Source organism: Psychrosphaera algicola, assembly GCF_028401425.1.
GTDB lineage: Bacteria > Pseudomonadota > Gammaproteobacteria > Enterobacterales > Alteromonadaceae > Psychrosphaera > Psychrosphaera algicola.
The window spans coordinates 3,563,674-3,587,256 of the sequence record NZ_JAQOMS010000002.1 but is presented as its reverse complement, the minus strand read 5'-3'; the positions used below and the strand labels follow the sequence as shown (position 1 = coordinate 3,587,256).

27 protein-coding genes and 3 pseudogenes are annotated in these 23,583 nt (G+C 39.3%); 19 read left to right on the top strand and 11 right to left on the bottom strand.

Going from position 1 to position 23,583, the window contains the following annotated elements; all coding sequences use genetic code 11:
• The first annotated feature begins 12 nt into the window (after positions 1–12).
• Positions 13–1,296: pseudogene (locus tag PN838_RS19665) on the top strand (inorganic phosphate transporter).
• Between the two features lie 149 nt (positions 1,297–1,445).
• Here PN838_RS19665 and PN838_RS19660 read toward each other — a convergent pair.
• The 3 genes from PN838_RS19660 to PN838_RS19650 form a co-directional block, all read right to left on the bottom strand.
• A complete protein-coding gene (locus PN838_RS19660; protein ID WP_272181722.1) occupies positions 1,446–2,171 on the bottom strand; it encodes a SapC family protein in 726 nt (241 codons plus the stop codon).
• 378 nt (positions 2,172–2,549) lie between these two features.
• A complete protein-coding gene (locus tag PN838_RS19655; protein ID WP_215965250.1) occupies positions 2,550–2,813 on the bottom strand; it encodes a DUF4404 family protein in 264 nt (87 codons plus the stop codon).
• A gap of 183 nt (positions 2,814–2,996) precedes the next feature.
• Positions 2,997–3,614: a TorF family putative porin gene (locus tag PN838_RS19650; RefSeq protein ID WP_215965249.1), complete on the bottom strand. Its 618-nt coding sequence runs from the start codon at positions 3,612–3,614 to the stop codon at positions 2,997–2,999.
• 209 nt (positions 3,615–3,823) lie between these two features.
• On the opposite strand from PN838_RS19650, the gene rpe reads away from it, so the two are divergent.
• From rpe to PN838_RS19565, 18 genes and pseudogenes are all read left to right on the top strand, one after another.
• Positions 3,824–4,489 carry a ribulose-phosphate 3-epimerase gene (gene rpe / locus PN838_RS19645; protein ID WP_272181721.1) on the top strand — a complete coding sequence of 222 codons (666 nt, stop codon included), beginning with the start codon at positions 3,824–3,826 and terminating at the stop codon, positions 4,487–4,489.
• 187 nt (positions 4,490–4,676) lie between these two features.
• A pseudogene (gene trpS, locus PN838_RS19640) lies at positions 4,677–5,675 on the top strand (tryptophan--tRNA ligase).
• A 62-nt stretch (positions 5,676–5,737) separates the two neighbouring features.
• Positions 5,738–6,316 (top strand): anthranilate synthase component II, encoded by a 579-nt coding sequence (locus PN838_RS19635; protein WP_272181720.1) that lies wholly within the window; start codon positions 5,738–5,740, stop codon positions 6,314–6,316.
• Positions 6,317–6,453: 137 nt separating this feature from the next.
• Positions 6,454–7,533, top strand: coding sequence for an HDOD domain-containing protein (locus PN838_RS19630; protein WP_272181719.1), 1,080 nt, complete (start codon positions 6,454–6,456; stop codon positions 7,531–7,533).
• Positions 7,534–7,890: 357 nt separating this feature from the next.
• On the top strand, positions 7,891–9,096 hold the full coding sequence (locus tag PN838_RS19625) for an aspartate aminotransferase family protein (protein WP_215965244.1): 1,206 nt from the start codon (positions 7,891–7,893) through the stop codon (positions 9,094–9,096).
• Positions 9,097–9,159: 63 nt separating this feature from the next.
• A pseudogene (astA, locus tag PN838_RS19620) lies at positions 9,160–10,184 on the top strand (arginine N-succinyltransferase).
• A 10-nt stretch (positions 10,185–10,194) separates the two neighbouring features.
• Positions 10,195–11,694 (top strand): succinylglutamate-semialdehyde dehydrogenase, encoded by a 1,500-nt coding sequence (astD, locus tag PN838_RS19615; RefSeq protein WP_272181718.1) that lies wholly within the window; start codon positions 10,195–10,197, stop codon positions 11,692–11,694.
• Positions 11,695–11,929: 235 nt separating this feature from the next.
• Positions 11,930–12,283 (top strand): DUF3802 family protein, encoded by a 354-nt coding sequence (locus PN838_RS19610; RefSeq protein WP_215965241.1) that lies wholly within the window; start codon positions 11,930–11,932, stop codon positions 12,281–12,283.
• A 47-nt stretch (positions 12,284–12,330) separates the two neighbouring features.
• Entirely contained in the window at positions 12,331–12,735 is a 405-nt protein-coding gene (locus tag PN838_RS19605; protein WP_215965240.1) for an OsmC family protein, read from the top strand.
• Between the two features lie 108 nt (positions 12,736–12,843).
• The gene (gene speD / locus PN838_RS19600) at positions 12,844–13,650 is read left to right on the top strand and encodes an adenosylmethionine decarboxylase (protein ID WP_215965239.1); all 807 of its coding nucleotides are present in this window, start codon (positions 12,844–12,846) and stop codon (positions 13,648–13,650) included.
• Between the two features lie 27 nt (positions 13,651–13,677).
• Positions 13,678–14,067: an acyl-CoA thioesterase gene (locus tag PN838_RS19595; protein WP_272181717.1), complete on the top strand. Its 390-nt coding sequence runs from the start codon at positions 13,678–13,680 to the stop codon at positions 14,065–14,067.
• A gap of 473 nt (positions 14,068–14,540) precedes the next feature.
• Positions 14,541–14,696, top strand: a complete 156-nt coding sequence (locus PN838_RS19590) for a hypothetical protein (protein ID WP_272181716.1) — start codon at positions 14,541–14,543, stop codon at positions 14,694–14,696.
• 141 nt (positions 14,697–14,837) lie between these two features.
• Positions 14,838–15,542 (top strand): hypothetical protein, encoded by a 705-nt coding sequence (locus PN838_RS19585; protein WP_272181715.1) that lies wholly within the window; start codon positions 14,838–14,840, stop codon positions 15,540–15,542.
• Positions 15,542–15,967 (top strand): type 2 periplasmic-binding domain-containing protein, encoded by a 426-nt coding sequence (locus PN838_RS19580; RefSeq protein ID WP_252736768.1) that lies wholly within the window; start codon positions 15,542–15,544, stop codon positions 15,965–15,967. Before PN838_RS19585 ends, PN838_RS19580 begins: the two co-directional genes overlap by 1 nt.
• Positions 15,960–17,555 (top strand): GGDEF domain-containing protein, encoded by a 1,596-nt coding sequence (locus PN838_RS19575; RefSeq protein WP_215965236.1) that lies wholly within the window; start codon positions 15,960–15,962, stop codon positions 17,553–17,555. The genes PN838_RS19580 and PN838_RS19575 overlap by 8 nt, the downstream gene beginning before the upstream one ends.
• Positions 17,552–18,193: a hypothetical protein gene (locus PN838_RS19570; protein ID WP_272181714.1), complete on the top strand. Its 642-nt coding sequence runs from the start codon at positions 17,552–17,554 to the stop codon at positions 18,191–18,193. The genes PN838_RS19575 and PN838_RS19570 overlap by 4 nt, the downstream gene beginning before the upstream one ends.
• A gap of 20 nt (positions 18,194–18,213) precedes the next feature.
• A complete protein-coding gene (locus PN838_RS27585; RefSeq protein WP_370661121.1) occupies positions 18,214–18,438 on the top strand; it encodes a diguanylate cyclase domain-containing protein in 225 nt (74 codons plus the stop codon).
• A gap of 227 nt (positions 18,439–18,665) precedes the next feature.
• Positions 18,666–19,496 (top strand): putative bifunctional diguanylate cyclase/phosphodiesterase, encoded by an 831-nt coding sequence (locus PN838_RS19565; RefSeq protein ID WP_272181713.1) that lies wholly within the window; start codon positions 18,666–18,668, stop codon positions 19,494–19,496.
• A gap of 30 nt (positions 19,497–19,526) precedes the next feature.
• On the opposite strand, the gene PN838_RS19560 is transcribed toward PN838_RS19565, so the two are convergent.
• The 8 genes from PN838_RS19560 to PN838_RS19530 form a co-directional block, all read right to left on the bottom strand.
• A complete protein-coding gene (locus tag PN838_RS19560; RefSeq protein ID WP_272181712.1) occupies positions 19,527–19,940 on the bottom strand; it encodes a hypothetical protein in 414 nt (137 codons plus the stop codon).
• A 446-nt stretch (positions 19,941–20,386) separates the two neighbouring features.
• Positions 20,387–20,773, bottom strand: a complete 387-nt coding sequence (locus PN838_RS19555) for a hypothetical protein (RefSeq protein ID WP_272181711.1) — start codon at positions 20,771–20,773, stop codon at positions 20,387–20,389.
• Positions 20,774–20,840: 67 nt separating this feature from the next.
• Positions 20,841–21,038: a hypothetical protein gene (locus PN838_RS19550; RefSeq protein ID WP_272181710.1), complete on the bottom strand. Its 198-nt coding sequence runs from the start codon at positions 21,036–21,038 to the stop codon at positions 20,841–20,843.
• Positions 21,035–21,442 (bottom strand): class I SAM-dependent methyltransferase, encoded by a 408-nt coding sequence (locus PN838_RS19545; protein WP_272181709.1) that lies wholly within the window; start codon positions 21,440–21,442, stop codon positions 21,035–21,037. The genes PN838_RS19550 and PN838_RS19545 overlap by 4 nt, the downstream gene beginning before the upstream one ends.
• A gap of 75 nt (positions 21,443–21,517) precedes the next feature.
• The gene (locus tag PN838_RS19540) at positions 21,518–21,724 is read right to left on the bottom strand and encodes a hypothetical protein (protein WP_272181708.1); all 207 of its coding nucleotides are present in this window, start codon (positions 21,722–21,724) and stop codon (positions 21,518–21,520) included.
• 11 nt (positions 21,725–21,735) lie between these two features.
• On the bottom strand, positions 21,736–21,966 hold the full coding sequence (locus PN838_RS19535; protein WP_272181707.1) for a hypothetical protein: 231 nt from the start codon (positions 21,964–21,966) through the stop codon (positions 21,736–21,738).
• A 110-nt stretch (positions 21,967–22,076) separates the two neighbouring features.
• On the bottom strand, positions 22,077–22,517 hold the full coding sequence (locus PN838_RS27580; protein ID WP_370661120.1) for a DUF2971 domain-containing protein: 441 nt from the start codon (positions 22,515–22,517) through the stop codon (positions 22,077–22,079).
• Between the two features lie 466 nt (positions 22,518–22,983).
• A complete protein-coding gene (locus tag PN838_RS19530) occupies positions 22,984–23,460 on the bottom strand; it encodes a hypothetical protein (RefSeq protein ID WP_215965229.1) in 477 nt (158 codons plus the stop codon).
• Between the last annotated feature and the right edge of the window lie 123 nt (positions 23,461–23,583).

Below are 23,583 nucleotides of genomic sequence, written 5' to 3'. Positions count from 1 at the left end.
TTAGGTATTTCAATGGACATTATTTCAACTTACGGCGTAATGCTGATCGTTCTTGCGGCAGTAGTCGGTTTTTTCATGGCCTCAGGGTATTGGGGCAAATGACGTTGCCAATGCAATGGGAACATCAGTTGGCTCTAAAGCGCTAACAATTAAACAAGCCATCATAATTGCGATGATCTTTGAATTTGCTGGTGCTTATTTAGCAGGTGGGGAAGTAACTTCTACCATCCGTAAAGGCATTATCGATTCTACTCCTTTTATCGCCAACCCTGAATATCTTGTAATTGGTATGATTTCAGCACTATTTGCCGCTGCTATATGGCTAGCTGTTGCGTCATACTTAGGTTGGCCTGTATCAACGACCCATTCAATTGTCGGAGCCATTGTTGGTTTTGCGGCTGTTGGTGTTGGTGTTGATGCCGTTAATTGGGCAAAAGTTGGTGGCATAGTCGGCAGTTGGATTGTAACCCCCGCCCTCTCCGGAACCTTAGCCTACTTTATATTTATGTCGGCACAGCGGCTGATCTTTGATACTAAAGATCCTTTAGCTAATGCCAAAAAGTACGTTCCGTTTTATATGTTTCTTGCTGGATTTGTTATGGCCTTGGTCACGATCAAAAAGGTCTTAAACATGTCATGAAATCAGGCGAGTTTTCAATTTCAACCACTGAGTCTTATGTTTATGCGATTATCATCGGTATTGCTATTGCATTGATTGGTAAGTACTTCATAAGCAAAATTGAGATTGACCCTAAAGCTGACAAAGAAATGCATTTCAACAATGTTGAAAAAATATTTGCAGTGTTGATGGTTGTTACCGCATGTTGTATGGCATTTGCCCACGGTTCGAATGACGTTGCTAACGCAATTGGTCCTTTGGCTGCGGTTGTGTCTATTGTACAAAATGATGGTGAAATCGCTGCTAAAGCTGCACTTGCTTGGTGGATATTACCACTTGGTGGATTTGGTATCGTTGCAGGTTTAGCCCTTTTCGGTCATCGTGTAATTGCGACAATTGGTAATGGCATTACGCATTTAACCCCTAGTCGTGGTTTTGCTGCTGAACTTGCTGCAGCATCAACCGTTATTATCGCTTCAGGTACAGGCTTGCCAATTTCAACAACACAAACCTTAGTAGGGGCCGTGTTAGGTGTAGGTCTTGCTCGTGGTATTGCTGCGTTAAATATGGGTGTTGTACGTAACATCGTGATTTCGTGGGTAATTACCCTACCAATCGGCGCCGGAATATCGATTGTTATGTTCTTCATTCTAAAAGCTGTCTTTGGGGTAGCTTAATAGCCCTTTGATGTATTTTAAATGAATGCATATTTCGTCCGTTTGTTTTTATTAGCATAAACAAACGGACATAAAAAAGCCGCTTTTTATAAGCGGCTTTTTTATATCTAAAATTTACGCTAAATATGAAGCGTGTTAACTCTTAGTATTTATGCTGCTTCAGAGGCTGCTAATACTTTAGCTTGGCGCTGGATCAGGTTGGTTACTTGATGCATAGAGCCTAAATGAGCAAAAATCGGTCCAAGGAAACCACGGTTACGGATCTCTAAGAAGTCTTCATCAGACAACGCATTCAGTTTCTTTTCATCAACAATATTTAAACCGTTTAATACGTATTCTTTACCTTGAACTTTTACACTGATGTTCTGTGCGCTAAGTAGGTCGTGTTTAACAAGAAGTTCAACAAACGCTTTTGTCATTTGCTCATTCTCTACGTAGCTCATTAAAGACGCTTTACGTTTGTCCAAATACTCAGACTCTGAACCATCTTCGTTAAACAAAGCGTCACCTTCAGAATCGCTCACAACTTCGCTGTCGACGTCGATTGCAATACCGTATAGATTCTTATCATCTGGGTTAGGGATAACGCTAAATGGTTTATGAGTGTAACGTGCAGGCATGTACATGCCATCCCATTTGTTTTCTTCGCTAACAAACAAGTTTTTACCTTGTTCTAATCCCAAAATGGCGACCGGAAAGAAACTTTCGCTTTTATCTTTAACAAATGCAATCGGGTATTGATTACCAGCAAGTGCAAACTCTTGAACAACAACACCTAGTGCATGTTGTCCCGCAAGATCTTCAACATTAGAAATTGTTTTGATTTTGACATTCTTGTGCGTTTCTTTATTTAACGGCTGAAAATTAGTTGCCATTGTTATTCTCCTTGGGTTCCGAGGCCTTTAAGACCCTTTATTATGTGTCCAATTTAACATCGGTACAACCAGCGGCACAGAAAAGGTGTAGGCCAGTCTCAATCGTTTCTACTTTTAACGGTTTTTTACATTTGAGACAAGGTACAGACTTTCCAGCCAATACTTGTTTAATCATGTTCTTTTGCTGATGAAATGAATCAGATGACGATTTGTTAATACCGGAAAAGTCCATGATGTTTAAATTCGACTATTTATGTTTGTAAACTACATGTGGACAATATCCACAAATAAAAGGGGAAACAACTAAAAGATTGAAATAATCGAACAGGCGAATGAAAATCCACCGTAGTTAGGCAATATTGTAAGGACTTTTGGTATTTATATACCCATTTGTGATAACCGGTCGATTATTTCTCTCGTCAACCGTTCTAGAGTTGGGTGCTCAACAGCAAACTGTGTCTCCATTGCCAACAGTTGTTCTGTAAGCGACTCTTCGGCTTTAAGTTCGTTAGACTTAATCATTTGATGCATTTGTGCATCTAATTCTCGCGCCTGTTCCAATAATGCATCGTCCACATTTGGCATCGTTTCTAACGCCGTATGTAATTCAACGACCGAATCCAACAATTGTCTTGATTGCATATCTTTCTCCAGTTTTCTCACTCTTCAAATATAGTTGAGGTGTTAAAAATAGCAAAGTTACAAGGAATTCAATTGGCGCAGATATCAACAACTAACTGAGTTTTACTTTTGGCTGATCAGTAGGCACAAAAAAGCCGCTTTACGCGGCTTTTGAAGATTTAGCTATTGTTTGTCAATCTACAATTAGAAAGATTTACCAAGGCTAAATACTAATGATTCATTATCATCAAGGTCTGAACCAGAAACGATAAGAGAAACACCTAGGTCAAATTCGCCTACAGTTGTTCCGTAACCCGCTTCAACATAACTACCTTCCCAATCGCCGCCAAATACGCCAACTGTTCCGTATACGCCGTTATCAGCAGAGTACGTAGCACCTAAGAATGTGTAGCTTGCGTCGCCATCGTCAGCACCGTCTTCGTGAGTACCAAATGTTAATTCAACGCTTAATGCGCCTTTACCAGCTGATAAGTTTAATTCGTTGTAAGACGTGTCAAAATCACCAGTGTATTGGTAAGTTGTAACACCAACACTTAATGCAAAACCGCTTTCAGTTTCAAGACCGTATGCACCGTAAAGGTCAATTTCAAGTCCGTCAAAAACGTCTGCAGCCCAAACACCAGCTGACAAGTTGCCTTTTTCATAATCGATACCAGCGCTACCAGAACCGAATGCTGTTTGTTGTACACCACGGAAGTGATACTGAGAAACATATCCTGCGTTTGCAGACCATTCAGCCTGTGCTGCTACTGGTGCAAGGATTGTTGCGCTTAATAATGCTGTTAAAAGTGTTTTTTTCATGTGAAAGTTCCCTAGATTTTTGTATTTTATAAATATAATTATTATTGATTTGTGGTTTACTAGGTTAATTCAACTACCAAGCCAACTTTTAACACATTGTTTTTATTGAGTATTTTTTATACTCATTTAAAAAAAGCGATTATATCCCTATTATGGTGCGAACAAATTCACCATTTAAGGGCGGTTTTATCAGTTATTAAGAGATATATATGAAAAATTCAGCGGTTATTGCCCCATCTATTTTGTCAGCCAATTTTGCCAAACTTGGTGCTGAGGTTGATGAAGTGCTTACAGCCGGTTGCCAATGGGTGCATTTTGATGTGATGGATAATCATTACGTCCCAAACCTGACATTCGGTCCAATGATATGTAAAGCCTTAAAAGACTACGGTATTACAGCCCCAATCGATGTGCATCTTATGGTTGAACCTGTTGATGAGATGATTAAATCGTTTGCCGCTGCAGGTGCCGATTATATTAGTTTTCATCCAGAGGCAACAAAACATCTTCATCGCTCGGTTCACCTTGTAAAAGAGTTAGGGTGTAAAGTTGGCCTTGTATTAAACCCTGCAACCCCAATTAATTTGATTAAAGATGTATTGGAGGATCTCGACATCATCCTAATTATGTCAGTTAATCCAGGATTTGGTGGGCAAAGCTTTATTCCAAAAACACTAGATAAAATCCGTGCGGTGCGTCGTTTGATTGACGAACATAATTTAGATATCAGACTGTCTGTAGATGGCGGCGTTAAGCCAGACAACATTAAGCAAATCTTCGATGCAGGGGCAGATACGTTTGTCATGGGCTCGGCGATATTTGCAAGTGAAGATCGGGCAGCCACAATTAAACAGACTTTAGCGCAGGTTAACTAATTTAAAATTAACCATGCCCAAAATTTGCAAAGACAATCTGACGGTCAACTTTACACTTTAAAGATAGTCGATTACCTAAGTGGGTAATTATTGTAAAAATCAGCCTAAGTCGATTGCACCAATAAAAATAGCCGCTACAATAGCGGCTTCCAGCAAGTTTCGACACTTTTACTCTGACAGGACAGTTATGACACAATCAGTTTTAAGCGGTATCCAGCCAACGGGCGGTATGACAATAGGTAACTATATCGGCGCAATCAACCAATGGCGTACGTTACAAAACGATCATGATTGTTATTTTATGCTGGTTGATATGCACGCGATTACTATTCGCCAAGAACCAGACGTACTGAAAAGTCGTGTCTTAGACGGTATTGCCTTGTACGCTGCCTGCGGAATTGACCCAGATCGTTCTTCGTTATTTGTGCAATCACATGTAAAAGAACATGCACAACTTGCTTGGGTACTAAATTGTTACGCCCAAATGGGTGAGTTAAATCGCATGACTCAGTTTAAAGACAAGTCGTCAAAACATAACAACAATATCAATGTTGGTTTGTTTAGCTACCCAGTTTTACAAGCAGCTGACATCTTGTTATATCAGGCTGACAAAGTGCCTGTAGGTGAAGATCAAAAGCAACATTTGGAACTGACTCGCGATATCGCAACGCGATTCAACAATGTTTATGGCGACGTATTTACCGTTCCAGAACCGTATATCCCAGAGTTTGGTGCACGTGTAATGAGTCTACAAGACCCGACGAAAAAATGTCGAAGTCCGATGACAACCCAAATGGCTACATCATGTTGCTAGATGAACCTAAGAAAATTGAGAAAAAGCTCAAAAAATCGGTTACTGATTCTGACGAGCAAGCCCGTATCTATTTTGACACTGCTGAGAAACCTAGCGTTTCAAATCTCTTAACCTTGTTAAGCGTTGCAACTAATCAGTCAATAGCAGATTTAGTACCTCAATATGAAGACAAAATGTATGGGCACTTAAAAAAGATACCGCCGACGCAGTTGTTTCAATGTTAGAGCCAATTCAAGCGCGATTTAAAGAAATCCGAGGCGACCAAACTTTATTGAACGACATAATGAAAAAGGGGCAGACAAAGCATCTGTTAAAGCTGAGAAAACACTCACAGCAGTTTACGATGCAATCGGTTTTATCCCGCGTCCATAAAGATTAAAGGCGGCAAAGGCAATTAACCTCGCCGCCTTATTTTCCTCAGCGAGCATTCCTCTATGTTGTTAATGATAGATAACTACGACTCTTTTACGTATACGTTAGTGCAATATTTTCAATCGCTAGATCAAGACGTAAAAGTGGTTCGCAACGACGAACTTTCTATCGCTGCAATAAAGTCATTAAATCCCGAACATATAGTAATTTCGCTAGGTCCCTGCTCTCCGAATGAAGCAGGTTTGTCACTTGAGATCATTAAACAGTTTTATCAAACCACGCCTATTTTTGGGGTTTGCTTAGGTCACCAAAGCATAGCGCAGGCTTTTGGAGCAGACGTCATTAAAGCTAAAAAAGTAATGCATGGTAAAACCAGCTTAATTACGCATTCAGAAAATGGCTTGTTTAGTCGTGCAGAAAATCCATTACAAGTAACACGATATCACTCACTGATTGTTGATCATAATACGCTACCGGACTTTATCCAGCCTACCGCTTGGGGATTGGAAAAAAATAATGTAAAAGATGAATTGATGGCGTTGCAGTTAAAAGATTATCCCGTTGCTGGGGTACAATTTCATCCTGAATCTGTGTTAACGCATCAAGGTATGTTAATTCTAGACAATTTTTTGAAATTCTAGCTACAATACTAAATTGCAAAAAACAACCTTAAATCATAGTGTAACAGTCAGTGTAACAGTCAGGGCAGCAGTAAAGTTATGAGCGTATCGCAGCAGGAAAAACCACATCATTTATCCAGTCTCGATTTTTTGATCTTATGTTGTCAGAAAAAATCGCTTTAACCCGTTTGGGTGTTTATGCCGACAGAAAACAATTGGGTACTGCTCGAGAGTTACTGCACATTGAAGAGAAAGCGCTTGAACGTAAGGTGAAACAACAAGCCACTGAAACAGAATTCAAAGAATATGTGAACGAATACTTCCACGAAGCCCTATTCGAATATTTAGACGTATACTCAAATGATAAGAACTATTTATTCTCCCAAATATTAACTATTGACCCAAATATCCCTGATGTTTTAGACGCCTGCGTAAAAAGGGCCACGACGGCGACGCAGTTGGATACCTTAATATCAAAAGTCACATTCTTAACTCGTGACATTTTAAAAATGGTAAATAACCCGCCCTTCCGAGCAGAAAACTCAAACAAGGCGCATGTGGATAAAATTGGCTTAGCCGTGAGATATATTGGTGTTGATAATGTCAGGTTTGCGCTATTAAGTTACATTGGTAAAAATTGGCTGCCACACAGCACAGAGCCTTATAACGATTTTAAAGAAAAGTTTTGGCAATATTCTATCGCAACGGCCAATTGTGCCCGCACTTTGGCTAAATACTACAAAATAGATGAATCCGTCGCATTTTTGTTAGGGCTGCTCCATGGCATAGGTATGTCTATGTCGCTTCGACTCTATTTACGTGCCTTTGATACAGTGCGGGTAATACAAATGAAAGCGTTAACCAAAGCCAATCGCAAAGACATTGTCAAATTAGTCGACACATTAACGCTAGATAATAGCTTTGTTAGTGAAGCTTTACGACGATTTACCCCCACAGTTTCCCATCATGTTATTGAACGACTTGGACTCAAATTTGCGCCAATACTGCCAACAATGGAGGAGTTGCGAGAGAACGTACCGTTTAAACAATCAAGTCCAATGACCCGGCTATTAAAACAATCACAAACATTTGTGCAGTACAAAATGCTGCAAAAATCGCGACTAATTGAGTTAGATGACGCTAAGGTTTTTTTGACTCAAGCAAATATCAATAACGACATTATTACCATTTTAAATAAAGTTGATTTGCTCAAGATTGACATTCGACCGCAAGAATAAGCTCTTTATTCGTCGTTTTCAGTCAGAAAATAAGATCCCGTGAAAATTATTTGTACTTTTTTTCTGACATTCTATGCAACCGACATTTTGCATATTATTAAGTGGATCCAATTTGCGCTATAAATCCAGTCCGTGAATACATAAGGGAATAGTTTATACGTATTTAATTATTGGCAAACTTCGACTTGTGGGTAATTATTCACTTTTTCTTTATATATTCGTTTATTGCTTGATTTTAAAGGCGTTGCCACGATTTTGATGGCAAGACATATCAAAAAAATTCTGCAATAATCGATTCATATTCCTACTAATTAGACTAAATTTACTAGTCTACTGTTTTAATTGAGGTTGGCGACAATGAATATTACCCGCGATATTTTTGATGATGTAATGGTACCGAACTACGCACCTTCTGCTGTGATCCCAGTTCGAGGAAAAGGGTCGCGAGTTTGGGACCAAAAAGACAATGAGTACATCGATTTCGCCGGTGGCATTGCAGTTAACTGTTTAGGTCATTGCCATCCAGCATTAGTAGAAGCGCTAAATGAGCAAGGCCAAAAAATATGGCATTTGAGCAATGTTATGACCAACGAACCGGCTTTACGTTTAGCCAAAAAATTGGTTGATGCCACATTCGCTGACAAAGTATATTTCGCCAACTCTGGTGCAGAAGCAAATGAAGCGGCGTTAAAACTTGCTCGTCGTTGGGCTCTGGAAAACTTTGGTGAGCAAAAATCACAAATCATTTCATTCAAGCAAGGTTTCCACGGTAGAACATTCTTCACGGTAACGGTTGGCGGCCAAGCAGCTTATTCTGATGGCTTTGGGCCAAAACCTGGTGCAATTGAACATGCGATATACAACGACCTTGCCAGCTTAGAAGCGTTAATTTCTGACAATACCTGTGCCGTAATGCTAGAACCGATTCAAGGTGAAGGCGGAATAATTGCCCCTACTGATGAGTTTATCAAAGGCGTTCGTGCACTATGTGATAAACACAATGCATTGATGATCTTCGACGAAGTGCAATCTGGCGTTGGCCGTACTGGTCATTTATATGCCTACATGGGCCTGGGTGTTACACCTGATATTCTGACAACCGCAAAAGCACTTGGTGGCGGTTTCCCAATTGGTGCCATGTTAACGACGACAGACATTGCAAAACATCTGAAAGTGGGTACACACGGTTCAACCTATGGTGGTAACCCGCTCGCTTGTGCCGTTGCTGAAGCTGCATTTGATACCGTAAATACACCTGAGGTGCTATCCGGTGTTGCACAAAGAGAAGCCTTGTTTAAAACAAAGCTTGCTGAAATTAATGCCAAACACAATGTTTTTAGTGATATTCGTGGTCTTGGTTTATTGGTTGGTGCTGAATTAAACGAAACATATACAGGCCGCGCTAAAGACTTTTTGAATGCCTCTATGGAACAAGGTCTTATGACACTTGTTGCTGGCGCCAGTGTTATTCGTTTTGCACCATCTCTTGTCATTCCATTAGCTGACATAGAAGCCGGTTTAGAACGATTTGAAAAAGCTGTCGCAGCAATCGTAAACGCTTAATATCACACAAATTATACCTATCTTAAAGGCACCAACTGGTGCCTTTGTTAAAGAGGATGACGCATGTTTGTAATTCGTCCAATTGAAAAAAATGACTATTCTGAGTTGCTCAAAATCGCGGAAGAGTCTGGCCATGGATTTACATCATTACCTGTTAATGGTGAATTACTGGCCTCTAAAATTCAACGCGCGGAAACCGCTTTTAACTCTGATGAATCAGAGATCCCAACCGAACAAGGCTACTTGTTTGTTATGGAAGACGTCGAAACTGGCGCGATCATGGGAACCAGCGGAATAGAAGGTGCGGTTGGACTCGACGACGCTTTTTATCACTACCATTTAAGTAAAGTGGTTCATAACAGTCGCGAATTAAACATTTATAAATCAGCCGAAATTTTAACGCTGTGTAATGATTACACTGGCGCAACTGAGTTATGCACGCTGTTTCTTCGCGATGACCATCGGAAAAGCATTAATGGTCGCGCATTAAGTAAGTTTAGATTTTTATTTATTGCCGAACACAGACGTCGTTTCGCCAATACAGTAATTGCCGAAATGCGCGGGGTTTCTGACGACGATGGCAAATCACCTTTTTGGCAATGGTTAGAAGATCATTTTTCTCTATCGATTTTCCTACCGCCGATTACTTAACAGGTATAGGTCAAAAAGTCTTTATCGCAGAACTTATGCCTAAATACCCTGTGTATGTAAACTTGCTATCGAAAGAAGCACAAAAAGTCATCGGTAAAGTACACAATAAAACCCAACCAGCACTTCGATTATTAAAGTCAGAAGGTTTCAGCTGGAAACGTTACGTCGATATATTTGATGCAGGGCCTACGGTTGAAGCTGACGTGAGTCAAATTAGAACCGTTCGTGATAGTGACAACTACACGGTCGAAATATCTGAACAAGCAAGCGGCACTGAATTTATAATTGTCGCTAACCTAGCGGTCAAAAACTTTAGAGCAACAGCGTTAAAAACAACGTTAGATCATAAAAATTTAGTGATCCAGTTGCCGGCTAAAGTCGCCGCTAATTTACACGTGGCGGCCGGTGACAAGGTCCGTGCGTCAAAACTGATATAGAGTAAATATTATGACTAAAAGTGAAAATCTGTTTATCAACGGACAATTTATAAACGGCCAATGGCTAGCGGGCGAAGGCGAAGCATTTGAGTCTTTAAATCCAGCAACAGATGAGCCAATTTGGGCTGCCCAAAGCGCTTCCCCAGCGCAGGTAAATAGTGCGGTTGTTGCAGCTAGAGCGGCATTTTATCCTTGGGCTGATCTAACAGTTGAAGCGCGTCTTGAAATCGTTAAACGTTTCGCTGAACTGCTTGGTGAATACAAAGATAAAATCGCCTACGCTATTGCAATGGAAACTGGCAAACCACTTTGGGAAACAAAAACTGAAGTAGGCGCTATGATTGGCAAAGTCGCAATTTCTGAAAAAGCGTACTTTGAACGTACTGGCACAAAAGAAAACCCAATGCCACAGGGCAAAGCCATATTACGTCACCGTCCACACGGCGTTGTAGCGGTTTATGGCCCTTACAATTTCCTAGGACATTTACCAAATGGACACATAGTTCCTGCGTTAATCGCCGGTAATACGATTGTGTTTAAACCAAGTGAACTGACACCAATGGTTGCTCAGATCATGGTAGAGCTATGGCAAAAAGCAGGATTACCAAACGGCGTACTAAACCTTGTACAAGGTGAAGTTGAAACCGGCAAAGCACTAGCAAGTCATCCGCAAATTGACGGACTGTTTTTTACAGGTAGTTCAAATACCGGTCACGTATTGCATCAACAATATGCTGCACAACCAGGTAAAATTCTGGCATTAGAAATGGGTGGCAATAACCCACTAATCGTAACGGAAGCTGAAAACACAGAAGCCGTTGTGCACGATATAATTCAGTCGGCATTCATTTCTAGCGGTCAACGCTGTACATGTGCCAGAAAACTATTGTTACCTGAAGGCCCTGAAGGTGATGCGATATTAGCCAAATTAATTGACGCGACAAAAGCGATAGTTGTTGGCGATTCTCTCGTAGAAGGCAATGAAACACCATTTATGGGATCGATGATATCGGTGCAAGCTGCAGAAGGCATGGTTGAAGCTCAAAATCAATTAGTTGAACTTGGCGGCGAAATTTTAGTTGAGTTAACTCACTTAAAAGAAGAAACCGGATTTGTTTCTCCTGGGATTATTGAATGTACTAATATCGCAAACTTCCCAGATGTTGAACACTTTGGTCCTTTACTGAAAGTCTTCCGTTTCTCAGATTTTGATCAAGCAATCGAGATTGCAAACAATACAACATACGGCCTATCTGCTGGCTTACTTAGTGACAATGAACATTTATACCAACGTTTCCTAAGTCGTATTAGAGCCGGTATCGTTAACTGGAATAGACCAATTACTGGCGCGAGCAGTGCAGCGCCGTTTGGTGGTGTAGGCCAAAGTGGTAATCACCGTGCAAGCGCTTATTACGCGGCTGACTACTGTGCTTACCCAGTCGCCTCTGTTGAACTAGATAAAGTCGAATTACCCGCCACATTAAGCCCAGGTAGATACGATCTAATCTAAACAACCTATTAGAAAAACCTCTTAGTTATAAGAGGTTTTTTTGGCCCATTACTTAGCGCGTTTTTAGTGAAAAATAACATTGCCGTTGATCAGCTTCAAAAATACACTAATAACCGCAACTAATTTTGAATACTGACCAATTAAGAGTTAAATTAAGGCACATTAACAAAGCGCATATTGAAACCGACTTTCAACAAGCGTTACCTAACCAAATATTAAATGTGATGAGGGCAAAATGGTTATCGACAAACCCGCTTACGTAGAATTAATCGATTATCTGACATCCAACTTAGATGTGTTTCGCCACGGTACGGCTTCTGAACAGTCGAGCAATAAAATAATTGAAGACCTCGTCGAACAGGAAATTGGCAACCAGATTATCATTCTTTGTACGCAACACGACGAACTTGAAACAAACCACCGCTCGATAATTGTTCGAGAAGTTGATGGTATTGTGTATGACATTCAGCAAGTTCTTGGTGTTTTTTGGGGTCAAAAAGCAACAGATGAGCAAAAAGAATTTCTCGAAGAGTTTGTTGGGCTAATTAAAAATGTATTTGATACAGCAATTGCCAACCTGCTCGATTAGGTTTTTCAATTAACCACCCCTATTAACAAATCAAAGAAGTAAATAAAATGAAAGCAACGGTAAAATGGTTAGACGCGATGACATTTGTAGGCCATTCAGAAACTGGCCACAAAATTGTTATGGATGGCGATCGAGAAGGTGGCGCCCCCACGCCAATGGAAATGGTACTAATGTCCGCAGGAACCTGCAGTGCTATTGACGTTGTGGGTATCTTAGAAAAAGCACGTCAAAAAATTGTGGATGTCGAAGTCGAGCTTAGTGGCGAACGCGCCGACAGTATTCCTAAAGTTTTCACTTCTATTCATTTGAATTTTGTCGTTACCGGACATGACATTCAGGCAAAACATGTTGAACGTGCCGTTAGCTTATCTGCAGAAAAATATTGCTCTGTTGCCAAAATGTTAGAAAACACAGCAACCATAACCCACAGTTTTGAAATTAAAGCCGCTTAGTCCTCAACACTTTTTGATATAAGGGCGGGCGATTAACTACTTTAAAAATTATTGTCTAAAATAGTAAAACACCATTATCATACGCAAAATTTTTAAGAGGGTGCTGCGTTGAACAGTAAAATTAAACTACATGGCTTTAATAACCTAACCAAAAGCCTAGGGTTTTGCATATATGACGTGTGTTATGCAAAAACAGAATTGCAACGTAAAGAATATATCGAGTATATCGATGAACAATACAATGCAGACCGTTTGACCGATATTTTGACCGAAGTTTGCGACATTATTGGTGCAAACATCTTAAACATTGCGCGCCAAGACTATGAACCACAAGGTGCTTCAGTAACGATTTTAGTAAGCGAAGAAGAAATAAAATCGCCTGACGAAGTCGACCAAACTGAAACACCGGGTCCGGTTCCAGATGTACCAGAGGTAATTGCTGCGCACTTAGATAAAAGTCATATCTGTGTTCATACCTACCCTGAGATTCATCCACACGATGGTATTTGTACATTTCGAGCCGATATTGAAGTGTCTACTTGTGGGGTCATTTCACCACTTAAAGCGTTAAACTACTTAATCCATGCGTTAGAATCAGACATTGTAACGTTAGATTATCGTGTACGCGGGTTTACACGAGATACCGACGGCCGAAAACACTATATTGATCACAATATAAACTCTATCCAAAACTTCATCGGTGATGACATTTTAGAGCTTTATGAAATGATCGACGTGAATGTGTATCAGGAAAATATGTTCCACACCAAAATGATGATCAAAGATAATGATCTGAACAACTATTTGTTTGGGATCACTAAAGCTGATTTGGAAAAAGACGAAGAAGATGAAATCCGACTAAAACTGCGAAAAGAAATGCAGGAAATTTTCTACGGTAGAAACATGCCTGACTAGGTGTGTTTCTAACTCATTAGGGCAATTATGTTAACAATTAGTCTACAACCTCGATTTTCAGAAACCGATGCGTTAGGTCATATCAATAACACTGTTGTCCCTGTTTGGTTTGAAACCGCCCGGGTGCCGGTGTTTGAAATTTTCAATCCGACCCAAAGTTTGACAAAGTGGAACTTGATCTTAGCCAAGATTGAAGTCAATTATGTAGCGCAAATGTCGTATAACGCTAATGTCGAAATTAGGACCTTTGTAAAACGAATAGGAAATTCCTCGCTTACTTTACTACAGGAAGTTTGGCAGCAAGACCAAAAAGTCGCGTTTGGTGAATGTGTGCTCGTCAAATTTGACTATGGCACTAACCAATCCTGCGCCATTTCTGAAAGTGAGCAATATTCACTCAAAAAACACATCAGATAGTCGAAATAATCGTCTTTTTGCGACAAAATAATACAATTGAATCGACACTTTAGAATTTATTAGCGCTATACTCAGGTAATTAAATTTGGCATCCAAACAAAACAGTCGCAATAAAAGATTAAAAAAGTAAAATTCGATAAAAGTAAGCGCTTTGATTAAACGACTAATTCACAGTCTTACTGTTTTAAATTAAAAGATTAACTAGCACAAATGAATGGACTTTCTGTGACAAAAGCTTTGATCATTTTATTTATTTTAAGCTTCCCTCTTTAGCCAACGCTAATGTAAGATTTAGCGGCTTTGGGAACTTAGGCATTGTTGCGAGTGATTCAGATTACCTCGCATATCGCAATAACACCTCTCAGGCTTTTGGCAAGTTCTCCGGCGACCTCGATTTTAGAACAAACTCAAAACTAGGCTTACAACTTGAATGGCAAGGTAACAATGACTTTGATGCTGTTGTACAAGTATTATTGCAGGAAAACAAACAAGAAGCGTTATCAGATTATTTTAGATTAGCGTTTTTACGTTACAAACCAACAGCAAATTTAGACATTCGATTAGGCCGAGTTCCTTTAGACACCTTTTTGATTACAGAGTATAGAGAAGTAGACTATGCATTCCCCTAGGCAAAAGCCCCAAATGAAGTCTACGGCATTATTCCTTTCTACTTTGTTGATGGTGTTGATGTTTCTTATACTCTACCGCTTGATGATTTTAGCTTTTTATCAAAAATATACACAGGTTCTTCACGTTCGAATATCGGTAGTTTGCAGTATGCGGACTTAATTGAGATTGCCAATATCACTGGTTTCTCTTTTGAACTGCAGAGTTTTAATTGGATGGTATCGACAAAATTTAGTCGGGGACATTTTGATGAAAACCCAATAGGCACAATGGAGTTGATTAACGGCTTAAAAACACTAGAACCTTATTGGCCTGACGTAGAACGCTTTGCCACTCAATTTGAACTAAAAGATGCTGTTGCAGATTATGTATCCATTGGTGGTCGGTACGATTTAGACAACCTGACTTTTTATGGTGAACTCGCTGAAGTTTCCAGTCAAGAAAGAGCGATAGCGGATTTGTCGAGTGGTTACTTCTCTGCAACCTATAGAATTGATAACTTTCAGATATTTACCAGCCTAGGATTTACTAATTCAGGGCGATACAGTTTTTCAGAAGATGGAGACACAGGCCTTCAATTAAAATCATTACCTGCCCAGGCATTTTATCAACTGAGCCTTTTAAGAGAAGGTACTGAGTCTGTAGCAAATTATTATGCGTCGAGTCAGCGTACTGTGTCTATTGGTGGCCGATGGGATATCAGCGACAGTATGGCGTTAAAACTGCAGTTAGACCGAACTGATGTTGACCAAGGCGGCGATACGTTATGGCTCAACAACCCTGATAAATCTCTAGACAAAGATCATATTGTTCACGCTTTGTTTCTTAATCTGAGTTTTATATTCTGATGAAATTACTGCTTAGAAGTTTCAAATTACTCGTCATGTTAACGGTGTTTAATAGCAACGCGTTGGAACAATCGCTCGTTGTTGTGGTAAATACTGACAACCCGACGGAACAACTAAGCAAACGACAACTAATCGATTTATATATGGGAAAATATGTCGCATTTCCCAATGGTGAAAAAGCGCAACCAATTGATGGCCCAAGCGCAATGCGACATAAATTTTATTATACTTTGGTCAATAAAAACCTATCACAAATTAACTCTTATTGGTCGAGAGTGCGCTTTACTGGCAAAGCTACGCCGCCGATTGGATATAATTCAATGGAATTTATTCAGGACTATATTGCAAACAATAAAAATGCGATAGCCTATATAGAATCCAGTTATGTAACGGAAAACATGAAAGTGGTATATCGATTTGAATAAAAGTGGATTATTAATTCGTCTCGCCTTAATCATCATATTTGCTGCATTAGCAATAGGCTTTCTCTCGGCCCAAATTTTTTATCGGATCACCTACTTAGATACTGTTCAAGATACTAAAAACGAAATTAGCCAGTTGTATTCAACCGTTTCAGCTACCGCATCTGTGGCGGCTTATCTCGAAGACACTGAAATGGCCAACGACGTACTAAAAGGGTTAGTGAGCAACAATGTTGTTCTTGCGGCCGAATTTAAAACGAGTAATTTGAAATTAATTGATGGGGTTCTTGCGCAATCGGATAACGCCAAAAGTGAATTTGATATCCCATCGCCATTTATAAAAGAAGACACCGTCGGCAAACTTATTCTTTACCACGACGAAAAATACATTCAGCAACACGCACAACAAATCGGTCAGAACAATGCCACCGCCCTAGTAACTCAGGCGATATTTGTTACGTTAATTACAATCTTTATTGCCTATGTCTTAATCACTAAACCAATCCTTTCTGTAGGAAGCGCACTAGGTAAAGTTAAGCCCGGTACAGAGGATAGGTTAAGTTACCCTGTTTTTCATACCAGCAGTGAAATAGGAGTACTCGTCGACGACGTCAATTTCCTACTTGATAAAGCATATAACTCATTTCAAGAAGAAACCAAACTAAGGCAAGACATTGAATTTCTCGAAAAACGATTCCGAATGTTATTCGAAAACTCGATTTCACCAATAATTTTGACCGAACCGTCGGGCAATATCATATTGTTTAACAAAGCATTTGAAGTGTTGTTAAGTAAACTTGGTAAACATTTTAAAAAGAACTTTGGGGTTTTGTTAGAAGAAATATTTGTCGACCGCGAACAACTAAAAGATGTAGTTGAACTCGCGATATCAAGTGATGAAATCGCCACCGGCGAATTTAAACTTGTTTCTGAAGACCCTTCAAGCGATACCGTTTGGGTTCAAATCGTTGTCACAACAATTGTCTCCGAAGACTTAAAAGAGTATTACCAATTAACGTTACATGATATTTCAAAACGTCGAAAACAGCTTGAAAAACTCAGTGAACTTGCCGACTACGATCAACTTACTAATATACTTAACCGCCATGGCGCAGAAGTTCAAATCAAGCAACTCATTGCCGATCAAATACCATTTGCCTTTATCTTGCTAGACTTAAATGGCTTTAAACAAGTTAATGACATCTATGGTCATGACGCAGGGGATGAAATACTGCGCCATGTTGCAAAACAATTATTGATAAGTTTACGTAAGCGTGACATTGCATGTCGATGGGGTGGAGATGAGTTTGTCGTGGTTTTACCGGGTATCAGTAAAGAAGACTTAGTGAAATTGTCAGAAAAAATATACGATAAAATTGCCAAACCCTATTACCTTAATAATCAAGACATGCAAGTTGCCGTTGGATCAAGTATGGGCGTAACCTTTTATCCTGACGACCATACCGATCTTAAGTCGTTAGTGAAGTTAGCTGACCAAGCGATGTACCGAGCCAAAAGAAATAAACAAACTGCGCCAAGTGAATACATTAAATTTGCTTTCGATCAGGACAGTTCCGGAGGCGTAAAATGATTGATGAGAACGTCATTGTAAAAGGAAATCCAATATCGAATTCCGAACGTTTTCAACTTCAAAATAAAACAAACCGTACCCGCCAACTATTAATCGTTTTAATGGTCGTAATGACAATTGTATTGATTAACGATTCAATATTTTTGAACATGAGTAACCTCTACGAACACGCCAGTACACTCATTTTAATGGGCTTTTTCTACAAATTTCTGAGCGACGATACGACTAACGAAATTGTCAGTTTACTCATGTGGACATTAGTCATTTTAGCGTCTTATTTTTGTTGGAAAAACGATGGATTATACGACACCGCTATCCTCATCTATCCCTGTATTCTAATTGGCACTTCGCTGTTAAGTGGCTCAATATTACTATTTAGCCTATTGGCTTATATGGTGTGTTCATTGTACGGATTAGCTTGGGTGACTGAGTTAGGGGTTATTGACGCAATTTCCGTTACTGATAATTCCATCTGGGCAAAAGCCAACAACCTCGCACTGGTTTTATTTTTCTATACCATTTCTTTGAGATTTTTGACCAATGAGAATCTAAAATTAATTACTCGCCTTGTCACCGAAAACGAAAAAACCCAAGAAGCGCAGGCAAAGGCTAAGGTCGCATTTGATTTAAACCCCTAACAAATTTACCTAATGAACACATTTTTGCGGTCAAAACTAATGCCGCTATCGAAAAAAATACTAATGGCCCCACGTTAATCGCGTTAATAACCATTGACCAAAAAAACCTAAAGTGGATAAATTCAACTTTAGGTTATGAAGTAGGCAATAAGTATATACAAGCTTTATCAGAGCGACTTCAGATTTTAGTCGGTAAAAAGCCAGTCTATTTCATCTTTCTGGCAACGAATTTTCATTTTTATTAGAAGCGAACGGATACGACGAGATCTCTCAGTTTGTTCAAGACATTGTATCGATTAATCGCCAACCGATTTTAATCGATGACAATGAACTTGAAATTCAAAATTCAATTGGCATCGCCCTGTTCCCATTTGACGGCAAAAGTTATGAGATCCTGCGCACCCGCTCGCTAATTGCTTTATCCCATGCCCATTCGCTTGAAAGTCGAGAATTTAACTTTTTTGAAATGGAAATGGAAAGCCAGTTGAAAAAGCGCAGTCATCTTTCTCACGCCCTCAAAAGCGCCATAGAAAACGAAGAATTTGAGCTTTACTACCAGCCTAAAATTCATTTGGAGTCTAATGAAATCGTTGGTGCAGAAGCACTGCTGAGATGGAAAACTAAAACCGGTGAGTTTATTACACCAAATGACTTTATCCCTATTGCCGAATCCTCTGGGCTAATATCACCAATAGGTAAGCAAGTTTTAATGCAGGCCTGTCGTGATTGTAAAGAGTGGCACTCAAAAACAGGCCAGCAAATTCAAGTTTCAGTGAATATTTCACCGTACCAGTTCCGCCGTGGAAACTTACCTAATATTGTTCATTTAGCCCTAAATAAAAGTGAATTAGCACCACGATTTTTAGAATTAGAAATCACCGAATCCATTGTCTTTGACGATACAGACTCCGTTAAAGATCAATTACATACCATTACCAAACGAGGTGCTTCGATTGCTATTGACGACTTCGGTACAGGTTATTCGAACCTAAGTTATATAAGTCAGTTTAACGCATCGACTTTAAAGATAGATATGTCTTTTGTACTCGACATTATGGACTCGCCCCTTAATAAACACTTAGTTAATGCGATACTGCAAATGAGTAAGAGTTTAGACATAGAAAATGTTGCTGAGGGCATCGAGAACAAACAAACCAGCTTATTGTTAAAAGAACTTGGTTGCACATACGGCCAAGGTTTTTACTGGTCAAAGCCCATTCCGCAGCAAGAGTTCATTCAATTTTTAATTAATTACAAGGCTCAAGGGAACGGCAACGTTACACCGATAAGACAGGCAAACTAATAACGCTTGGCAAAGCAACTCAGTGGCAGGCTAATAAAGTGTTTTTAAATCGGGTAAATTACCAAGTGAGTCTTGTTCTAACGCATTTTGCCGTTCTTCTTCGGTTAGGATACCAACAAAAGGTGTTCTGCGTCTGAGCTTACGCATACGCGGTGAATCTTCTACTATTGCAGCAACAAACACATCGGGTTGATCAATCAATTCCATAATTGACCACCACGTTAGAAAAGCCCCATATCCCATTCGACCTTCGTCGCGACGTTGTTCAAGGACAGCAAGTACTTGTTTAATATACGCGTCATCCCCTTTTAAGTTGGCACTTACCAACTTTAACGCAATGGCACTATGGATGACGGTGATCTGGCGATCGATATTTTCATCCTTCACGCCCGTTTTCCTGACTTGGTAAGACCGTTTTCGGCCAGACTGTTGTCGGTTAAACATAGTCCCATTCCTCAAGTATTCTAAAGACCACTACATTACCTAAGATTTTGTTTTTATAGCAAACAAACAGCAGAGATTAAATATTTACTACGCCGTTAAATTTTTACATAAATAGTAGAGCAACCAAATATTAATACCGCCAAATACAGCTAACAACTTAATTAACAGCTCAAAACCCGGAGCCTGTGCATATAAAAACCTACCGCAAAAAAGACATAGCGACCAACAAGAACGCTAAGATCATAACCAGCTTAAAATTGTAGTTCTTTTCTTGAGTTTCAATTTTATCCATTACATTTGACATGATTTTCCCAAATTGACATTTTTAACACGAGCCATCTTTTAAATTAAAGTGTCTCGAAAATAGACAAAACAACATTAGTTAGGGTGAGAAACAAAGGAGCAAAAGAACAAAGGCGAACTGTTTAGTGTCCGAGTTTTGTGATTTATACGCCGTCCCACTCCATAAACTCTCGATTTAAAATTTGTGACTTAGATAACTTAGAATTGCTGTTAGGCATAAATATTTCGCGCGCACCAGCGCCAAATGCAGCCTCTCTAAAAGCTCTGATTTCTACGTTTGTGTAACCACCTTCAACTGACTCTAACAAGTGAACAACCGCTGTAGGGTCTTGCAGTAAGAAACGTCGAGGAGCTAATTCCTTAGCAATGCTTTTGAAGCAGTCTTCAATCTCCATAAAATTACCCATTAACGTTCTTGGGTGATTTAAAGCACTACAAGATTTAGTTATTGATTTGTTACCTTCAACAAAAGTTACCGTAACTTGACCTCTTTTAACTTGATAATATAAATGACGCTTAATCCAGAACACGAAACTTCCTTTTTAGATGTATGAAACCTTGTAATCGAACCGAAGTGCGGAGCAGTTGACAAATTTATTAGACAATTTTTTGCGCCACTAAGTAGGTGTGTAACTCCGGGTACTGATCAAACTCTAAATGTTTGATAGTACAACCATTATCGAGAAACACTTGTATAAAGCCATTTGTTCCAAGAGATGAGTAATACATCATGGGCCCCATAGTATCATCGGTATGATCTCCCGGTTCGTTAACCCCGCCAAATGAAAATATCATGATGCCGTAGGGTTTAACGCATTTGCCAGTTTTGAAATCACACTAACTTGCTTATCCAATGGTATATGCCAAATGCTATCCCAAGCAGTTATGAAGTCATATTTTTCTGATAACGGATAAGAGCAGATATCTTCTTGATAGAAATTCCATTCTGGATTGCGGCTTCGAGCTAGCGCTATCATTTTCTCTGAGATATCTAAGCCTTCAGGCTTAAAGCCTTCTTTGGCTAGCAAATCCATTATTCTCCCAGTTCTTCCGCAACCAACATCAAGTGCCTTGCCTCTCAACTTTACAAAGGATATTGCTTTTTTATGTTGATCGATTCCGTTTTTCATATTGAATCGATCATCAGACCAACGATCTGTAATTGTGTCGTAGTTTTTGCCTATTTGTGCTGGATTCATAGGGTTTTGCCTAACCCCCATTAAACGGGAAATTATAGTTGGCTAAAATAAGCGACGAAGGAAAAAAACCAACTGTTATTTGTCCTGCTTGAGTAGATTGTTAGCCATACTTGGCTCCAACTCTATCCATGCACCTGCAAAGTTATCATTATTAAACCAAAGCAAATTTTCTATTGAGAAATTAGAAACCACTACTTTCGTATTTGACGTCCACACAACTTTTAAATTGTCGGGTTTTCCATCCAACCCAAACAAGCCTCGGTATACTTTACCGGTTTTCACATCAACGATGTTTAAGCCTGATTGCCAATTTGTTGTTGCACCACAATCAGAATAACCAAGTTTTGCAATTTTTTACCGTTTGGCGAAGGAAACTCTGCTACGTCTGTATGCTTACATATTGAAGAAACGTCAACATTTAACAAATCCATTCCATAGCCTATGGCTTTAAACCCAAGCCAAATAAAAAATAAAATTGCTCCAAGATCCCAGACTGTTTTCTTAATATTGGTGACAATGCTCATGCAGATCCTTAGGTATGGTTAATGCCGAATCAAGCGGCGTAAAATAGCTTGGCTAAAATGAGAGAGAAAGGCGTAAAAGCTAACTGTTTTTGTAACTTAATATCATGCCCTTACAAATCCAACGTGCTAAATTCATTATTGTTATTCATTAAATAGGTTGTTTGAATGCCATACTTGATAGATATTTGCCGAAAAACACTATCATATTTAAGGTCTCTCATTCCAAAAATTATTCGTGTTGGTACAGCGGAAATATATTCATCTTTAGAATACTCATTCTGAAATAGCCTATATTCATTTTCATACTTCCAGCAACTAGATTTACTATTTAAAATCCCTAGATCTTGTGGTTGTAATTTTCCATCTAGTATCTGTTTTGTCTGTTCTATAGAAATTGATGGTGGACGACCATACTGGATAGCCCTGATATCGAAGTCTTCTGGAGATAAGTCGTACTCAAAACAAACGCCTGAATAGCCACCAGCATAATGTGCCCATAAAAGTTCATTTTTAAAACAACGGGTAAAGCTGACGGTTCTTTTTGAAGCAATAAAAAGTATAGTTTATCTTTAATATCTAAAGAGTCATTGTTCAAAAGTTCTACTCTTGATTCCGTGCTACTCCAACTGCCCTCAAGAGGGTCATTTAATGATTTGCAAGGAGGAAGAAAAATTCGTTGATTTACAATCATATCTAACGAGTGCAAAAACCGTCACCTTCTAAAGATTTAAACTTATAAAGTTTCATAGACTTCCCAGTGAATCCAACGATGGCATGCTAACGAGGCTGTAGAAATACTCCAACAGCCCAAATTGATGAAAATCGTGTTCCTGCAACAAATTCTAAGCTTTTTCTCGCACTAGGTAATGCATTTGGAACCCATAAAATGGGCCGTTTTTCATAAAAAAGTTATTCTACGGCCTCAGCGCTTCATTAAGAAGCTGCGGCTAAGCTTGGCTATACTTTGGGAGAAATGACCGTAAGCCAAGTGTTATACGTCCGTTCTTAATGTTTTTGTTATATGCCCATTATTGGGAGGCATTCGGGAAAGAACCATGTTTTATCTGTATTTTTAAACCTCTTAAGCTTAGCACTACCTTTTGAAAAGGTATAAACCGCGAGATTAGGTTGCCACTCATTTCTGGGTTTTTCACGTGTACCTTTATTAACTAAGGCCTCGTCACCGAAAAACAAACAAACGTAAAATAAATCAGTATAGTTTTTTACGCTTTCTCCATACCTTGTCACAGTTATAGTCTGAATCTGAGGCTTTTTTAAATCGTCTTGGAGGTTAAATTCACCATAATTGGATTTAACTACCAGTTTAAGCTCGTCGGAATCTATCCTCTTAGCACTAATGTTAATATCCCCCGCACTTTTTGGGCCTATTGCAGAAATTGATATGCTATCCCATTGCGGTGTCCATGTAGAAGTTGCAAATATTTTAGCAGAGTATAAAACCACAAATAAAACTAATAAGTATTTTTTGCTCATCAGGTTCGGTTTCTCTTAGATATATAACGCCGTTTTAAGCGGCAAATTGCAGTTGGCTAAAATAAGTGAGGCACGAACAAATAGCCAACTGTTTTTTGTCCTTATTAATTAGCTTGTTATATT

Excerpts from the sequence above, each read along its gene's own strand:
- PN838_RS19660 (WP_272181722.1), bottom strand. The coding sequence starts at position 2,171 with ATGGCAACTAATTTTCAGCCGTTAAATAAAGAAACGCACAAGAATGTC.
- PN838_RS19655 (WP_215965250.1), bottom strand. The coding sequence starts at position 2,813 with ATGCAATCAAGACAATTGTTGGATTCGGTCGTTGAATTACATACGGCG.
- PN838_RS19650 (WP_215965249.1), bottom strand. The coding sequence starts at position 3,614 with ATGAAAAAAACACTTTTAACAGCATTATTAAGCGCAACAATCCTTGCA.
- rpe (WP_272181721.1), top strand. The coding sequence starts at position 3,824 with ATGAAAAATTCAGCGGTTATTGCCCCATCTATTTTGTCAGCCAATTTT.
- PN838_RS19635 (WP_272181720.1), top strand. The coding sequence starts at position 5,738 with ATGTTGTTAATGATAGATAACTACGACTCTTTTACGTATACGTTAGTG.
- PN838_RS19630 (WP_272181719.1), top strand. The coding sequence starts at position 6,454 with ATGTTGTCAGAAAAAATCGCTTTAACCCGTTTGGGTGTTTATGCCGAC.
- PN838_RS19625 (WP_215965244.1), top strand. The coding sequence starts at position 7,891 with ATGAATATTACCCGCGATATTTTTGATGATGTAATGGTACCGAACTAC.
- astD (WP_272181718.1), top strand. The coding sequence starts at position 10,195 with ATGACTAAAAGTGAAAATCTGTTTATCAACGGACAATTTATAAACGGC.
- PN838_RS19610 (WP_215965241.1), top strand. The coding sequence starts at position 11,930 with ATGGTTATCGACAAACCCGCTTACGTAGAATTAATCGATTATCTGACA.
- PN838_RS19605 (WP_215965240.1), top strand. The coding sequence starts at position 12,331 with ATGAAAGCAACGGTAAAATGGTTAGACGCGATGACATTTGTAGGCCAT.
- PN838_RS19595 (WP_272181717.1), top strand. The coding sequence starts at position 13,678 with ATGTTAACAATTAGTCTACAACCTCGATTTTCAGAAACCGATGCGTTA.
- PN838_RS19580 (WP_252736768.1), top strand. The coding sequence starts at position 15,542 with ATGAAATTACTGCTTAGAAGTTTCAAATTACTCGTCATGTTAACGGTG.
- PN838_RS19570 (WP_272181714.1), top strand. The coding sequence starts at position 17,552 with ATGATTGATGAGAACGTCATTGTAAAAGGAAATCCAATATCGAATTCC.
- PN838_RS19565 (WP_272181713.1), top strand. The coding sequence starts at position 18,666 with ATGGAAAGCCAGTTGAAAAAGCGCAGTCATCTTTCTCACGCCCTCAAA.
- PN838_RS19560 (WP_272181712.1), bottom strand. The coding sequence starts at position 19,940 with ATGTTTAACCGACAACAGTCTGGCCGAAAACGGTCTTACCAAGTCAGG.
- PN838_RS19550 (WP_272181710.1), bottom strand. The coding sequence starts at position 21,038 with ATGATATTTTCATTTGGCGGGGTTAACGAACCGGGAGATCATACCGAT.
- PN838_RS19545 (WP_272181709.1), bottom strand. The coding sequence starts at position 21,442 with ATGAATCCAGCACAAATAGGCAAAAACTACGACACAATTACAGATCGT.
- PN838_RS19535 (WP_272181707.1), bottom strand. The coding sequence starts at position 21,966 with ATGAGCATTGTCACCAATATTAAGAAAACAGTCTGGGATCTTGGAGCA.
- PN838_RS19530 (WP_215965229.1), bottom strand. The coding sequence starts at position 23,460 with ATGAGCAAAAAATACTTATTAGTTTTATTTGTGGTTTTATACTCTGCT.